This is a genomic window from Pedobacter sp. KH_004 (assembly GCF_057840755.1).
The window spans coordinates 4,906,396-4,921,937 of the sequence record NZ_CM174519.1 but is presented as its reverse complement, the minus strand read 5'-3'; the positions used below and the strand labels follow the sequence as shown (position 1 = coordinate 4,921,937).

Genomic DNA, 15,542 nt, shown 5'->3' with positions numbered 1-15,542 from the left:
GCAAAAAAAACACACAGTAACTGCAGGGAGTTTGACACTCCCTACAGTTTTTATTTAATTTTGCTGCATACCGGATATCTCGATTATATCCGTTGGTAAAGGCAAGGCATAAAATGATGAATTCGCGGGCAGTGTTACGACCTTCCCATTGACAATCCTTGTTAAATTTAAATTTGCAGCTTCCTTATTATATCGTTTTATATCATAAAAGCGCAGGCCTCTCATAAGCAATTCCTTTCTCCGCTCAAGCCTTATTTGATTCAGTGCATCTGTACGATCTAAGGCTGTTAGTGGCTGAAACACAACAGATTTTTTCCATCGTGTTTTCAAAAGGGCATTTAGGTCGCTCATTCCGCCGTCAATATCATTAAGATAAGCTTTACACTCCGCACTGATCAAATATAATTCGTCGGTCGCAATACCTGAGAAAAACTGATTGACGTTTGCAGTATAATTGCCTTTAAACTGCTGGTATGGTGCCGCAAGTCGGAAGTAGGCTGTTTTTCGCAGATCATTAACATTATAGCTGTCATAAAGAACCGTGTCTATCCTTGCACGGGAAATTGTATGAATGCCAAACCCGCTTGATAATTCTGTATACCAAATGGTTTCCTTATTAAACTTTTTAAATGGTGTATTTCCAGCTAGGGAGGCAACGTCAGGATCTCCATTAAAATCCATTAGCTTATTGTTTAAAGCTAGTGCCCCTGTGACGTATTTCAAGGCAATATCGTATTGGTGCATGCTGAGATAGCATCTGGCCAAAAGTGCTCCGGCTGCACCCTTCGATGGCCTCATTACATGCTGCGGGTAATCTGGAAGTAATTCGAGTGCGGTGGTCGCATCTTTAATTATTTGCTGATAGCAATCGAATACAGAAGCTCTGACAGATGGAATGTTGAAGTCAGATTCCAGTCGCAGCGGAATTCCAAGATCTTTACCCGAAGAGGCTTCATCATAGGCGAGTCCAAACTGACCAGTTAGCATTAAAAAATAATAAGCCCGGTAAAAATGGGCACTTCCCTTTGCGTTATCCCATTGGGAACTGTTGGACGTATTCCGTTCGAGATTTTGCAATAGCTCCAGGCAAAGGTTGCTATTGTAAATAGCAAGATAGCCAAAACTCCAGTCATTTTGGTATCGGTAAGGAGTCGGTTTCCAGGTGTATATATCCTGGGCAATAGTTGTGATAGCCGTATAGCTTGCGGGCGGAAGAAAGTAATCATCACTTGAGGATTCTCCATATGATGGAGTTTTTAGATTCATATAGTTAACGTCGTCCATTAGCCCCTGCGCATCGCTGAGAGTTTTGGGAATTACCAGCCTCATATCAGATTTTTCTGCAAGATATTTTTTACAACCCGGGAGAATTGCAGTTGAATACGCCAATATCATTAAGATTAAAACATTTAATTTTTTCATGATTGTTTTTTTTAAAAGGAGGCGCGTAGGCCAAAAGTTAACTGAGTGGTTGGAGGAATGAAATTGACGTAGTCCGGATCTATATCAAATGAATTGGCTCGCCAGATCACGCCGAGATTCTGGGCTCCGGCTGAAACTTCCAGATTGCGAAACGGGAATTTCCACTGGACGGTACTTATTTGGTATCCCAGTTTCACATAATCTACTCTTAAATGGCTACCAGAAATTACATTGATAGCAGAAAATTCGTAGAAACCATCTCTGCTACTGTTGACTGGATAGGTAAATGCCGGAACATTTGTTATTGCCTCATCACCTGGTTTCTGCCAGCGTTGCTCGAAATCGGCATGTCCTATGCCATTGCTCACCAATTGATAACTTGAGAAAGTCGGTTTGGTAACTTTGTAGCCGAGTTTGTAATTTAAATTTATTGAAAGGTTGAAGCTACCGAGTCTGAAGGTATTGATCAGCGAACCAAAATAAGTTGGACTGGCTGATCCCAGGTATTCAATATTGTCACCTGTCTTTGTACCCTCATTCAAAATTGCAGTGTAGTCTGTACTCAAAACACCATTCACATAACCCTGAGGATTACCCTTACTGTCCAAGCCGCCCCATTTGTATGCGCCAATTGAATAAAGAGGATATCCTTCCAGCGGAGTTATCGCTTTGCCATTGGTCAAAATGCCAACTAGACTGTTACCTGTTTTACGTAAATATCTTTTTGTTTTGCTTATATTGTAACTGAAATAAAAATCCGTATCCCAAGAGAAGTTCGCAGTCCTAAAATTCCTGGAATGCAAATCTAGATCGATGCCATAACCTTTCATATCAGCGATATTTCGGACTATTTCGTCATTCCCGCCCCAAGCGGTGTAGTCATAAACTGTCTTTCCGTAAAGGTCGGTTCCGGTTTTTGTATACCATGCAACCGAGCCATTCATTCTGTTGTGTTTCATTTCAAAGTCTAGCTTAACATTGAACTGCGCTAACTGTTCCCATCTCAGGCTTGGGTTACCAATCGTATTAATTCTTGTGAAGGGGAGTCCTGTAATCGCTTGAGTCGCATAACTTGCGATCGATGACGCAGTTCTGCTTAAATCCACATTACCACTGTAACCATACGTCGTTTTTATCGATAGAACCGGAAGCCAGTCAATATCATAAAATCCCTCCTCGGAAATTTTCCATCCAATGCCTGCTGACCATAGTGGTTTCCATTTATCGTTGGTGCTGGCTCCAAAAATATTTGAACCGTCTCGTCTGGCACTAGCAGAAAAAGTATAACGTCCCTTATAACTATAGGCCAGGTTCGCGTATTGACTTATAAAGCGATAGGCTGATTTGGTAAGTATTCCTCTACCCCCAATTTGCCCACTACTGCGTGAAGGAAATACGGTATAAATTCCTACTTCATCCACATAGTTAGAAAATAAAGGATCTTCCTGATACCCTAGACGCCTTATAGAATTACCAGAACTATTGACAGCGCGTGCTTCTGCGCCCAGTATCGCCGAAATACTGTGAAAACCAAAAGTCTTGTTATAATTAGCCTGCAATCTTCCTGTTTGGGAATTGATATTCGTATTGGTGTTAGACAAAATTCCGCCACGAGGAACAATGTAGGTTACCACATTGGTATTATAGTTAAATTGACTAAAAGAATTAACAAGATCCCTTGCCGCGTAGCTTTGTGCATCTGAAGTTGCTTGATCCCCGGAATTTTGCCTTTGATACTGATAGCTCAATTGCAATCCGATACCATCCGTCAATTTATAATTCAGAGATGCGTTGGCATATAATTCCTCGGAATGGCGTTCAGTATAATTATGCTCATATTCTTCAGTAGGGTAATATTTCCAGTCTAAAAGTCTTCCCTTTGCTAGAGTATCAGTGTATGCCCGGCGATACACCGTGGAAAGTCCATTTGGATCACTAAAATCAACGTAGGTTGGAAAACGGGTTCCTATGTTTAGCGAACCGTAAGACGGTCGACCAGATTTTCCAACTGCATCGGTAAAATATACATTGGTTTGAAGGTTGAGTTTTTCCAGTATCTTAAAGTCATTCGCAAGGTGCAGGTTCAAACGATTGGATGTTTCATAATTCTGCCCCTTTGTCCTATCATATGCGGCGGACAATAAATAACTGTTGCGCACGCCACCTCCTTTTATGCTAATGCTATATTGCTGTGTCAGTGCCCGTGTGTAAAAGTTGTCCAGATATGATTTTCTGGTATCATTTTGCATTAGTGACTGGACCTGAGCATTGGCATCGCCTTGCGAAATTTTCCCATTTCTTTGAGACAACAGTATTTCAACTACCGGAGTTAACGCAGACCAAGGACTTGTTGTAATGCGATCATTAAAAAATCCCGCGTCGAAAAGCTGTTTTTCTACGGCAACATAATCCTCATTTTTCATAGTGGGCAATTTTTCAAGCTTCGGCAAACCTTGATACAGATAATTCGCATTAAAAGATATTTGAGTTGACTGGTTGAGCTTTCCTTTTTTCGTAGTTATTACGATTACGCCATTACCTGCCCTGGCGCCCCAAATTGATGCTGCGGATGCATCCTTTAAAATTGTAATATTCTCTACGTCATTTGGATTAATATTGTTGTAGTCACCCTCATAGATAAATCCATCGAGGACGATCAAAGGATCGAGAGGACCATTGATTGTTCCCAACCCGCGTATATTTATATTTGTTGTGCTTTGAGGATTTGTATTGGATTTACCCACCTGAAGCAAAAGACCGCTACTTTGACCAATGATTCTATCCAGTATGCTTGTTCCCGAGCGAACATTGATAGTTTTTTCATCAATTACCGAAACCGCCCCGTTGATTTCATTTGGTTTTACCGTCTGATAACCAGTCTGTATCAATACCTCTTGCAATTGCTGCACTTCCTCTGTCATCTTGATCAGCATGAAGGATACTGGACTTTCAAAAACCCGAGAGACAGTTTTAAATCCGGTAGCAGTGAAACGAATGGTATCTCCTATTTTGACATTTTTGATATTGAAAATTCCCTCTCTATCCGTTAGAGTTACTCCGCCCTTAAAACGAACAGAAACGATAATAACCTTACCATCAAGATCAGTCACTTTTCCGCGAACCTCTTGCATATCCTGCCCTAACGCTGTGAGAGCAGAAAGTGTAATAATTAATAATGCGGCAACAATCAGCAAAAGATTCCATTTCATTTTTCTTGAATTAAATTGTTCTATTCTCATCCTACTCAATTTTGTTTTTTATGTTTAGGGTTAAACCTGCTATTAGAAGTTTAATGTTTGGCACTGTAATCTGGTCAGGTCCGGTTATCGCTTTGATACGACCGTCAGAACCGATCCAGATATAATGCGGCATACTTTTTATTGGAAATGTCGCCCTAAGTTTTTCTGTACTCTGTACGATGGGCAATCTAAATCCCGATATTTTGGCATTCTGCTTATTTAAAAGATCGACAAGAATTGCTCCGGTGTCATTGACGTAAGCATTCACAAGAAATATTTGCAGATTTTTATTGAATTGTTTTTGCAATGAATCCATCATTGGAAAATGCTTTAGACAGGCTGTGCAATATGTAGCCCAAAAATCAAGAATGACAGCTTTTCCCCTGAGCTGCGAAAAGTGAATAGCGGTATCCGAATAATTAAGAATTTTTGAAAATCGTGTATGGCTAATTTTGTCCCCGACCATTAATTTCTTTTCAGAATTTTTTTCCTGTGCCTGACAGGTAACAGCGACAAAAAACAAAAGAACCAGCGGATAGCTTTTGCGCTTTAGCCACTCAAAGGCTATTTCCTTTTTCGAAAGTGACGCCATGACGCTAATTGTTGTGTTTAGCTCACAAGGGCATTGAAAAGGAATACTTTTACTTAAGAGGCTATGTGAAAATTTTGAGAAAGGTCTGAAAATATAATGCCTAAAAAAAAGCCACGGCAGTGCCATAGCGATAAATAATATCGTTTTTTTCATTGTTTGTTGGTTTAAGTTAGTTGATCGGAAAATTACATGAGGAATCTCAAATACTGAAGAGAACTAAGGCAGGCGCATTATTAAAGAACCTATTTTCTATCATTAACCATAGGGTTGACCTGCCTTAGCCTGGCATCTTATTCAGGAGAACAGATAACCAGGCTAATTAGGATGATAAATGTCCATCCGAGAGTATAAAAAACAGAGATTTGAGGACCTAAAAAGTAGGCCAGAAAATAGCATGTTTTGCTGCAATTTAAAGAAATGATGATTTCAAATGCTTTCATGGCTAATCTGTGTTAACCGAAAGTCAAACGGAAAAGGGCCGCCTTTACGCTTTATTTGAAGTGAAGGTGTAGGACCACCACCGCCTTGCAGCGGCCGAACTCAAATAAAGCAGGCGACCCAAATCCGTATGCTATACAAAGATAGCATAGGAATTGAGTTTTACCTACCTCTCGTGTTCGAACGTCCTACTTTTCACCACAAGTTCTTTCAGTAATTACTCAATCCAAATTATTGGAAGTTATATTCTGTCGTTTTTCTATATCGTTAATTTTGTTAAAGCTAAGATACAAAATATTAACCAAATCCACAAGTGGAGTTGACTTAAATCATCAAAATCAGTCACTTGCAGATGTAAATGGTAGCAGCTGAAGACGACTTAATTTTTGTTGAAATCTCTCAATTAGATTTTATGTTGATTGAAAGAGTTAGGGCCTTGAGAAGTGCCAGTAAAATGACTCAACTTCAGTTAACTCAGAAGATGAAATTATCTGATGGGTTTATTTCAAAAGTAGAAACTCTTACAGAACGTGCCAAATACAGCATAAGGCATATACAATTGTTAGCGAGCGCTCTCAATTGCACAATACAAGATATCCTCCCCTTAGAGCAACCAAAGTATGACATGGTTATTTTAACTTTAAGGAGAACAAACAAAATTAACAAGGATGGTTCCCTGTCACAAAAGAAAATTACTGAAGTGATTAAAATCGAACCAAAGGAAAAAAGTTAATTTGGATATGCAAAGCAGTTGAGGAATCATTTTTGAGATTACCTTAAACTTTGACATATGGAACAACTTCGTTGCGTCGTGATCGACGATGAAAAACACTCAATCTCTATTCTATCAGATTACATTGAGACAAATCCCAACCTAAAATTAGTCAAGACTTTTCTTGATCCCCTAATTGCACTATCCGAAATCAGTATCAGAGACAAAATAGACTTTATTTTTTTGGATATAGATATGCCAGAAATTACCGGCATTGAACTTGCAAAAAAATTAGTCAATCGCGCTCGATTTATTGTCTTTACTACAGCATTTACAAAATATGCAATAGAAGCTTTTGAGGTAAATGCATCCCGTTATCTGGTTAAGCCGATCTCAAAACCAAAATTTATAAAATCGGTTTGGGACATTTTAGATGCAGAAAGAAAAAAAATTGAAGGGATACGGATTGCTCAAAAAAAATATTTCTACGTCAGCATCGGCGAGAGAGGACAGAAACTTAAGATAAAGAAATCCAAAATATTATTCTTCGAAAGCTTGAAAAACTACATGAAAATTGTCACTGAGGATGAGGACTACACCGTCTATTTGACAATGAAGGAAGTTGAAAAGGAGTTTTGGGGCACACTGTTCTACAGAGTTCACCGCAGTTACTTCGTAAATGAAGAAAGAGTTGAAAAAATAGCTGGGAACACATTAAAGCTTGGAGCACACATCATTCCGATGGGCAACAACTATAAGCAAGGTTTTATTGAATTTTCTGAGAATAAAACATTAAGATCCGGCCGGAAGTCTTAAGGATTCAAATGTGAAAACAAAGTTCAACGATGGTTAATCAGCGTTTCATTGGAAATAATAATGATGCTGGATGTAGTCGGATCAGTTTCGGACTTTCGAATTGTTTGCTGCGATCTAAAAACAAATACTGTTTTTTTGACCAGTTTTTTAGGGTTCTGTTTCATGTTTTTATTTTGAAACTAGAGCCATTATTTAGCGTAAAAAAAGTTTTTACACCGCGATAAAATGAGGTTACACCAAGAGCAATTATAGCATGACAAAGAAAATTTTCGAATGGGGAAAAGCGCAGCGCTTGCACCTTATTGGATGGGCAATATTCATAACATTAGAAATTGGACTGGTCGGACTTTCAGTGGGCTTTTTTGGAAAAGCTCTGAATTATGCCCTCCATTATATTCTTAATATTATTCTATTTTATACGAATGCACATTTTGTGCTTAAGAGGAGTTTTACAAAGGCTGAACCCTGGACAAGGGTAATTATCTTAATGATAATTCAGGTCGGTTTATATGTTTTTTTCAGGTCTTATCTTAATTACGCACTGGAAGGAAGTCATAAAGGGTTTAGCATCCCAACTATTATTACTAATCATAAGAGTTTTTTTCAATCTCTCTGGAGAGGTTTGTTTTTTATCGTTCTTTCCTGCTTTTACTTTTTGTTTTTGAGGTTCAAAGAGGAACGTTTAAAAAGAGAACAGTCAGAAAGAATGCAACATATAAACGATTTGAAAAACAAAGAGATGCAAAATGAATTGAATGTTGCGAAGTATGAATATTTGCGAGCCCAAATCAATCCACACCTATTGTTTAACACATTGAGTTTTTTATATGATAGCGTTCGAAAATTTAATGAGGACGCTGGAGAAGCAGTTCTCAAGTTAGCTGAATTAATGCGGTTTAGTCTTGAAACCAAAGAATCACCAGAAGAATTTCCCAGGCTGGCGGAGGAATTGCATCAGGTTGGTAACCTCATATCCCTAAATAAAATAAGAAAAGACAAAGAACAGTATATCAATCTTTTTTACCCTGAAGAAATTAAGAATTTTCGCTTTATACCACTGGTCATAATCACTTTGTTAGAAAACATGCTAAAGCATGGAAATTTACAAAAGCCACACCAACCTGGTTTATTAGATATTAAATTGAGTAAAAACGAACTGTCAATAAGTACTTCCAATTTAATCAACACCAGGATTCACCATTCAGGTTTTAATAAAGGAATGGAGAATATTGAAAAGCGATTAGGTTTGGCTTATGGCGATAAATTTTTATTATCCTACGGAAAAAGGGATGATATTTATTTTGATGTCAGTTTAATCTTAAAAATCTATCCAGCAGTGTAAATCTTTGACATGTTATATTATTTTGTTAGTTGAATTTCGATCCAAACCTGGCAATGGTCACTGGTTCCCTGCCAGCCTCGGACATGTTGTCGACTCTGCCGTAAATCAGCTTGTCTAACAAATCGGAGACAGGAGAAAATGATCCACTGACAGGCAAAATGGTTAAGGGGAAAAAGTGAAATTGGAGCACCTGAGCGTAAAAATGGCTATAACCCTTATTTAGGTTATCGGGCACATTGATCGAGGAGTATATGCGCTGCTTCACCGAAAAATTCATTTCTTTTGCAGCCACCGGAAAACCCATGTGCGCCAGGTATACGTTGATACCGAATGTTTTCCGACGTACTCTTTCCCGCCATATTCGCCCCTGTAAGAAACATGAGATTTTCTTTCGATGAAATCCCTATGGAGTTCCTTACTGCGTACTCTATTCCGGGATGCCAGATTTCCTCTGCTACAAAAACTTGTTCCTTTGAGGCCAGAGGTTTTTAAGATTAACTCATATCCACTAAACCTTACAAGTAGATATACATAGATTTTCATAGCCAAAAACCTCAACGATAGCGCTTTGCAGGATGGCCGGTTTTAACATTTAAGATAAGTCTCAATCAGTTTTGCTTGCTTTCCTTTTAGATTTTTTTTGGCCAATGGATTTATTATACCACATGAAAAATCCCGTCACCGGCATAGCGGCGCAAATCAGACAAATCAATATGGCAAGGATTTTTGTTGGAATACCTGCAAAAGCTCCAGTGTGCAGGTCATAATTCATACTCCGGAACTTTTCTCCACCAATGACATTCCGGTCATTATAGTGCAAAAGCAATTTCGCAGTGGTCCGGTCAAAATAATACCATTCGAAAAAATGCGTCCTGTTTTCTGCAAGACGAACCTGGACATCCAAAGGATCAGTGCTTTTTTCGCGGAATCTAATTGAAAATACATCTGCACTGTGGTGCTTTTTCAATAGAGAGGCCAACACCTTATTGGTCGGTTCTGCAGGATAACCATCGCTTGGCACAGATTTAGGAATCTCTTTTTTCTGTATGTTCTTTGCGCCGTTTGCCAAAAACTGCATGGAATTATCTGCCCAGGAAAAAGCAAATACAAGACCTGTCAAAGAGACGATCAGGGCGGGAAGGAGAACATAAAATCCAAAGACATTATGAAAATCATAATTCAGGCGTTTCAGACCTACGCCCCTTTTTAACATCAGGCCTTTCTTGAAACCCTTGAGCGTAAATTTTCTTGGAAACCACAGTACCAGCCCGCTGATAAGCAAAATAGTAAAACAGAGGACTGATATCCCGGTAATCATCGTCCCAATTTTATCCCCCAACAGTAGGTTCATGTGAAGATTAAGAATGAGCTGAAAGAATTCATACTTGGTATTTTCTATATAGATCACTTCACCAGTATAGGGATTTACAAATACCCGATAGTAGTAATCATATTGTTTCCAGTAACCAAATGCATTTTTGTTTGCTGATGAGGCCCGAAAAACCCAGGTCCTGCTATTTCCCGGATAAACTTCTGCACGGGAAATCTTGACACCAGGCTTTAGCACTTTTTGTGCATTTTTACGCAACTGAGTAAAGGGTAAAAATTCCCTCGCGGTATTTCCATCAACATAATACCTGTCGTGGTAGAAAAACAATTTTAGCTCATCCGAAAAAACATTGATGCATCCGGTTAGACTCACAATCAAAACGACAAGCCCCGTTACGAGGCCTATCCACTTATGCATCCAAAAAAAAACTTTTCGAAACATGATTAAAAATTATACGAAAGATTAAGGGACAGTGTTGCTCCATTTCCCCGGACATACTCCGCATCAATCGCCCGGTACTGACTTACCACCGGATAATACGAGGTGTTCAGTAAATTTTCTATACCTAGACCTGCCGACCATTTGCTATTGAGCCTGTATGCTGCAGAAAGATTTAATATGCTAACTTCTTTAACCTCCCCTTCGCTGTTGGCAAAAAGCCCGTTAGCTCGTACATCGAAACGGTCACGACTTCCGGTATATACCCAGAAGAGCTTCAAATCAAGGGCTGATGAAGGACGATATGTTAAATAAGCCGTTGCCTTGGGTGGGGCAATACGTAAACCATTCATATAAACTTTAGTTCCGTTGGCCTGTTCCGCCTTACCTTCAACATACGAATAGCTGCCCCCCAGAATCCATTTTGTACTAAGATTTAAATCTGCAGTGATCTCATATCCTTTTATTTTCTCTGGTTCGCGTTGGGGTACTAGAAAGCCACCCATATCAACAAGGTTTGCCCCAAGCCTAGAGGTACTGATAAAGTAAGCTGCCGTCAGGTTAAGTATACCAATTCTGCTGCTGAAACCTGCTTCATAATTATTGGTAATGATGGGATCGGTGGCAATGCTTTCCAGTGTACTGCTGGTTGCTGTACGAAGGATTCTGCCGAGTTCATTGATGGCGAAGCCTTGAGAAAAACTTACAAACGGATTGAAGAGATCATATTTGTTATATCTAAGTCCGGCATTAAAAGTTGTCGCATTGTACGGAATTTCGCCACCTGTAACCGCAATGCTTCCCTGCCCGTTAGGACCACGGGCAATGGTATTGAAATCTTTAACCTTAACCCGGGCATTTTCATAACGGATACCCGCTTTAAGAATAAAGTTTGTCAGGATGTCGAATTTCATCTGGGCATAAGGTGCAACGTTTAGCATATTCATATCCGGGATATAAACTCTTCCGTCGGTAAGGACCTGATTGGTCCGGTCATGCAGCACATCCAGTCCATAAGTAATTTCCCCAGTTCCCAAGTCCCCTGCTTTCCAGGGTGTATTTAAAGTCAATCGAACGCCTTTTTTGAAAGATTGGATTTTTGTTTGTCCCGGCCCGTACCAGGCTGTTCCCTGAGCAACATAGCGGTTCATGGATACAAAACCATTATAATATGCGGAAAGATCAAGTGTAGTTGCTAACGGCAGCGCATCATTGTGATAAGAAACCAGTGCATTATGGTTATAAGGTGTACCTGCAGGATCACCCGGATCAATTCCTTTCTGTCCAACCGAAGGGCTAATACCATACTTACCAACTAGATTAACATAGTCTGAATTTTGGACGCTTCTGAAAAGATTATATGAGCCGACAAATTCGCTATTGTTATTTGGCTTATAAGCTACTTTGATAAATGCATTATACAGGGAATTTTCGCCCAGGCCGTCGGGCTGTGCATTCACGTTTCCTTCTGCGTCTTTGAGTACGCCTGTATAGTTATAAGTCCCGTTCACTACATATGAAAACTTGTTCAGGGTTCCGGAAAAGGTTTGAGAAAAACGGTAACCCAGCGTGTTGGAAGGGTGGGCAACATTGCCGTTCATCCCTATGCTGGTTGTTCCGCTAATGCTTTTATCCGCGGCCGGTTTTTTGGTTATGAAATTGATAATCCCCCCTGCAGAGCCGTTTCCGTAAATAGAGGTTGCCCCTTTGATTACTTCCACCCTTTCGATCACTGAGGGGTCAAGTGTGCGGATATCGCGGCTACCGTTCATCAATGGAGTGGATTGGGGTATTCCGTCTATCAGTACCAAAACCTGACGACCACGTAGCGTTTGACCGGCATTTGTCGCTTTATTATTTGAAGTCCCCAAACCTGGTACAGTATTGCCCAGTATGGCTGTTATCGATGGATTAACATTTGATTGCTCCCTGACATCGCGGGCATTAAGTATGGTCACTGAAGAGGGTACATCCTTTAGGTTTTCAGGCCTGCGGCCCGCGGTAACGGTGACCTCATTTAGGGCATCTTCTGACTGCATGTTGAAAATCAAATCAGCAGATAAATCCTTCGTAACCGAAACCTCCTTAGTTAAAGATTTAAATCCAATGATGCTAACGGTTATCTGGATCTTGGCTGGTGAGATGTTATCGATTTGAAATCTGCCTGAAGCGTCCGTGCTGGTACTCTGGTTTCCACGGACCCTCACAGTGGCAAATGGGAGCCCTTTGCCTTCAGTGTCCAACACCTGCCCTTTTACGGACACTTTTGGGCCATTTGGGATTTGAGCCAATACCGGATGAAAAAAGAACGACACCGCAGTAAGAAGAACCAGGCAAACCCACCCCCTTGCAAATGTTAAAAGCCTGAAGGACTGAGTTAAAAATTTATTGAACATGATCTTGTGATATAAAGAGGAACTTTTATTTTCGGCAAATATATTCTTATTTAGACTTATTACAAACAATCTTTGAAATTCCTGAAAGCCGTATCTTCTAACTTTAGGGACTTTGAATAGAGTTGAGAAGAAAATTGAAGAGTGATGGGTTATTTGGCGATAAACAAAAACGGTTTATTTAAGCTCTAAATAAAAATTTCGTTATGAAGTTTCCAGCCATTGATACAAATCCTATGCACCTTGGTTATTTTAACATACCGTTCGTATTTCGCTATGGATTACTCCTTTAATTTTGTCAAAATTTTGGAAGACGAAAAGGAATCCGATTTTCAGCGATAAAGCATTTCAAATCCAAAACCCATAAAAAATTGACCTGATAAACAAAGTAAATTGACACGCTGAACAAAACCCGTCTTTTCTAAACTGACTAAATTTGTCCTATCAGATTTAATCAAAAACAAAATGAAAAAGAACGAAAAGAACAATTATCAAGGCGTATTACAACACCCAGTGGGTTCAGGATTTAGCGCTGCTTCAACAGCAACAGAGATTATTAAGGGAATAGACCTTACAGGAAAGATCGCCATCGTAACCGGGGGCAACACCGGTATTGGTCTTGAGACCACAAAAGTACTGGCAGCAGCAGGTGCAACCGTAATTGTACCGGCACGGGATATTGAAAAAGCAAGGAAAAATCTCGAAGGTATTCCAAACGCAGAAATCGAAATAATGGATCTTTCAAAACCCGAAACCATTGATGCCTTTGCAGAAAAATTCCTGGCATCAGGCAGGCCGCTGCACTTACTCATCAACAATGCGGGAATCATGTGGGTGCCATTAAAAAGGGACAGTCGTGGTTTCGAATCTCAATTATCGACCAACTACTTTGGACAGTTCCAGTTAGTTGCTAGGTTGTGGCCGGCTTTAAAAAATGCTAATGGCGCACGGGTAATCAATGTTTCATCCCTGGGACACCACATGGCACCATTTGATTTCGACGATCCCAATTTTGAGCACCGGGAATACCAGACACTGCTTGGTTATGGACAGTCAAAAACTGCCAGCAACCTCTTTGCACTGGAACTTGACAATCGCGGAAAAACACATCAGGTAAGAGCCTACTCCTTACATCCAGGGTCGATCGCGGGAACGGAACTTGCCAGGGATGGCGATATGGATCTTTTCAAACAGTTGGGCTTTTTCGATGAAAACGGGAACATTCGCCCGGAAATACTGGTCAACCTGAAAACCATTTCACAGGGTGCTGCTACTTCGATATGGGTAGCCACCAGTCCACTGCTTAACCACATTGGCGGCGTCTACTGCGAGGATGCCGATATCGCAGCGTTACTAACTGAAAAGCCCCTTGAGAAAACGAACGCTAAAATACATCAAAGTGGTGTACAGCCGTATTCCCTGGACGAAGCTAATGCAAAACGGCTCTGGAAGCTAACTGAGGAAATGACAGGCATTAGATTCGAAGTAAACTAATAAAGCGAGTTAAAACCAATAACTTTATCATCATGGAGCATATATCCAAATACCTGACTAAGGACATCAAGCTTTCCAGCTACGAAGACAAGCTGTTCAAATCAGACCTGATGTTCGATGACCATATGCTAGTATGGTTCATCTCGGGAGAAACCAAGATTATACAGGCAGAATCTACCTTCAGTTTCAAGACAGGAGATATTTTCCTGATCCCCAGAAACGAACTGGCCACCATCATCAACTATCCGAAAAACGGATCACCACATAAGACCGTTGTAATGCACTTGTCCACTGAAAGGCTAAAAAAGTTTTATGAAAAAAACGAACATAAAAAGAACACACAGCCCCGGCAGAAAATTTACCATTTCAGCAACCACCCGCTATTGGAAAGTTGCCTGGCATCACTGATCCCTTATTTTGATGTGGAAAGTGAATTCCCCGAAAACCTAGCTACCCTTAAAATCGAAGAAGCGATAAACATCCTACGTCTTATCGAGCCAAGTGTGGACGGTATCCTTGCGAACTTTGATGTTCCAGGCAAGATTGATCTCATTGATTTTATGCAGCGCAACTTTATGTTCAACATGTCCCTTGAAAAATTAGGCTACCTGACAGGACGAAGCTTATCAACCTTCAACAGGGACTTTAAAAAACTGTTCAATACTACGCCACAGACGTGGCTGACAGAAAAAAGGCTGGAACTCGCTTATTACCACCTTGCCCAGAAAAAGAAAAAACCAACTGAAATCTATCTGGAAGTAGGTTTTGAAGACCTCTCGCATTTCTCCTTCAGTTTTAAAAAGAAATACGGAATTTCTCCCAATAAGCTCAACTGTTCGAAACACAATTAACATTTGTAGACAAAGGGACATCGTGAATACATACCCCCCGGAACTGCAAACTGATTTAAGGGTATTGAAACGGGTAAGAACCCCGTTTTATCCCCTGCTGAGTTGAATTGACGATAACCCTTGACCCAATAAGAAAAAACGTAAGGAAAAAAATTGAGTTGATCAGCATATTCTAGCTGGCTAAGCGTGCCGGCCATCCAGCCCTCAACACCCTTGTCTTAAGCTAACATTCCCACTACAGTGTCAGTCTTATGAGGGGCTCTTAAACGAGGAAACCCCATCAGCTGTTGCTGATGGGGTTCTCGTTAATGCCCTTTTGGGCTTTAAGATTTGGCACCGACCTACTCTCCCACGTGTTACCGCAGTACCATCGGCTCTGGTGGGCTTAACTTCTCTGTTCGGAATGGGAAGAGGTGGACACCACCGATATAGGCACCTAAATGTTTTTAAATAAGTCTTGAGTTTTAAGTATTGG

The 15,542-nt window shown here is 40.3% G+C and carries 11 protein-coding genes and 1 rRNA gene; 5 read left to right on the top strand and 7 right to left on the bottom strand.

What is annotated here, in order from left to right:
* Positions 1-54 precede the first annotated feature (54 nt).
* From AC3ITD_RS21130 to AC3ITD_RS21120, 3 genes are read right to left on the bottom strand one after another with little or no spacing between them, the layout of a single operon-like run.
* Positions 55-1,422, bottom strand: coding sequence for a RagB/SusD family nutrient uptake outer membrane protein (locus AC3ITD_RS21130; RefSeq protein ID WP_489362667.1), 1,368 nt, complete (start codon positions 1,420-1,422; stop codon positions 55-57).
* A gap of 11 nt (positions 1,423-1,433) precedes the next feature.
* Positions 1,434-4,661 carry a SusC/RagA family TonB-linked outer membrane protein gene (locus tag AC3ITD_RS21125; protein ID WP_489362666.1) on the bottom strand — a complete coding sequence of 1,076 codons (3,228 nt, stop codon included), beginning with the start codon at positions 4,659-4,661 and terminating at the stop codon, positions 1,434-1,436.
* A gap of 1 nt (position 4,662) precedes the next feature.
* Entirely contained in the window at positions 4,663-5,406 is a 744-nt protein-coding gene (locus tag AC3ITD_RS21120) for a TlpA family protein disulfide reductase (protein WP_489362665.1), read from the bottom strand.
* 643 nt (positions 5,407-6,049) lie between these two features.
* Between AC3ITD_RS21120 and AC3ITD_RS21115 the strand changes: the two genes are divergently transcribed.
* The 3 genes from AC3ITD_RS21115 to AC3ITD_RS21105 all read left to right on the top strand — a co-directional run bounded on the left by AC3ITD_RS21115 (position 6,050) and on the right by AC3ITD_RS21105 (position 8,561).
* Positions 6,050-6,424 (top strand): helix-turn-helix domain-containing protein, encoded by a 375-nt coding sequence (locus AC3ITD_RS21115; RefSeq protein ID WP_489362664.1) that lies wholly within the window; start codon positions 6,050-6,052, stop codon positions 6,422-6,424.
* Between the two features lie 57 nt (positions 6,425-6,481).
* Entirely contained in the window at positions 6,482-7,219 is a 738-nt protein-coding gene (locus tag AC3ITD_RS21110) for a LytR/AlgR family response regulator transcription factor (protein ID WP_489362663.1), read from the top strand.
* 253 nt (positions 7,220-7,472) lie between these two features.
* Complete coding sequence (locus AC3ITD_RS21105; protein ID WP_489362662.1) at positions 7,473-8,561, top strand: sensor histidine kinase; 1,089 nt, start codon at positions 7,473-7,475, stop codon at positions 8,559-8,561.
* A gap of 25 nt (positions 8,562-8,586) precedes the next feature.
* Here AC3ITD_RS21105 and AC3ITD_RS21100 read toward each other — a convergent pair whose 3' ends face one another.
* From AC3ITD_RS21100 to AC3ITD_RS21090, 3 genes are all read right to left on the bottom strand, one after another.
* On the bottom strand, positions 8,587-8,865 hold the full coding sequence (locus AC3ITD_RS21100) for a hypothetical protein (protein ID WP_489362661.1): 279 nt from the start codon (positions 8,863-8,865) through the stop codon (positions 8,587-8,589).
* Between the two features lie 300 nt (positions 8,866-9,165).
* Positions 9,166-10,308 (bottom strand): PepSY-associated TM helix domain-containing protein, encoded by a 1,143-nt coding sequence (locus AC3ITD_RS21095; RefSeq protein WP_489362660.1) that lies wholly within the window; start codon positions 10,306-10,308, stop codon positions 9,166-9,168.
* Between the two features lie 26 nt (positions 10,309-10,334).
* Entirely contained in the window at positions 10,335-12,725 is a 2,391-nt protein-coding gene (locus AC3ITD_RS21090; protein ID WP_489362659.1) for a TonB-dependent receptor, read from the bottom strand.
* Positions 12,726-13,187: 462 nt separating this feature from the next.
* On the opposite strand from AC3ITD_RS21090, the gene AC3ITD_RS21085 reads away from it, so the two are divergent.
* Together AC3ITD_RS21085 and AC3ITD_RS21080 are read left to right on the top strand one after the other, a co-directional pair.
* Positions 13,188-14,216, top strand: coding sequence for an SDR family NAD(P)-dependent oxidoreductase (locus AC3ITD_RS21085; RefSeq protein ID WP_489362658.1), 1,029 nt, complete (start codon positions 13,188-13,190; stop codon positions 14,214-14,216).
* 32 nt (positions 14,217-14,248) lie between these two features.
* A complete protein-coding gene (locus AC3ITD_RS21080) occupies positions 14,249-15,067 on the top strand; it encodes a helix-turn-helix domain-containing protein (protein WP_489362657.1) in 819 nt (272 codons plus the stop codon).
* Between the two features lie 328 nt (positions 15,068-15,395).
* Here the strand turns inward: AC3ITD_RS21080 and rrf are convergent.
* Positions 15,396-15,507: ribosomal RNA gene (gene rrf / locus AC3ITD_RS21075) — 5S ribosomal RNA — on the bottom strand.
* Positions 15,508-15,542 lie beyond the last annotated feature (35 nt).

Coding starts and splice junctions, on each gene's coding strand:
- AC3ITD_RS21130 (WP_489362667.1), bottom strand. CDS start 1,422: ATGAAAAAATTAAATGTTTTAATCTTAATGATATTGGCGTATTCAACT.
- AC3ITD_RS21125 (WP_489362666.1), bottom strand. CDS start 4,661: ATGAGAATAGAACAATTTAATTCAAGAAAAATGAAATGGAATCTTTTG.
- AC3ITD_RS21120 (WP_489362665.1), bottom strand. CDS start 5,406: ATGAAAAAAACGATATTATTTATCGCTATGGCACTGCCGTGGCTTTTT.
- AC3ITD_RS21115 (WP_489362664.1), top strand. CDS start 6,050: ATGGTAGCAGCTGAAGACGACTTAATTTTTGTTGAAATCTCTCAATTA.
- AC3ITD_RS21110 (WP_489362663.1), top strand. CDS start 6,482: ATGGAACAACTTCGTTGCGTCGTGATCGACGATGAAAAACACTCAATC.
- AC3ITD_RS21105 (WP_489362662.1), top strand. CDS start 7,473: ATGACAAAGAAAATTTTCGAATGGGGAAAAGCGCAGCGCTTGCACCTT.
- AC3ITD_RS21100 (WP_489362661.1), bottom strand. CDS start 8,865: ATGGGTTTTCCGGTGGCTGCAAAAGAAATGAATTTTTCGGTGAAGCAG.
- AC3ITD_RS21095 (WP_489362660.1), bottom strand. CDS start 10,308: ATGCATAAGTGGATAGGCCTCGTAACGGGGCTTGTCGTTTTGATTGTG.
- AC3ITD_RS21090 (WP_489362659.1), bottom strand. CDS start 12,725: ATGTTCAATAAATTTTTAACTCAGTCCTTCAGGCTTTTAACATTTGCA.
- AC3ITD_RS21085 (WP_489362658.1), top strand. CDS start 13,188: ATGAAAAAGAACGAAAAGAACAATTATCAAGGCGTATTACAACACCCA.
- AC3ITD_RS21080 (WP_489362657.1), top strand. CDS start 14,249: ATGGAGCATATATCCAAATACCTGACTAAGGACATCAAGCTTTCCAGC.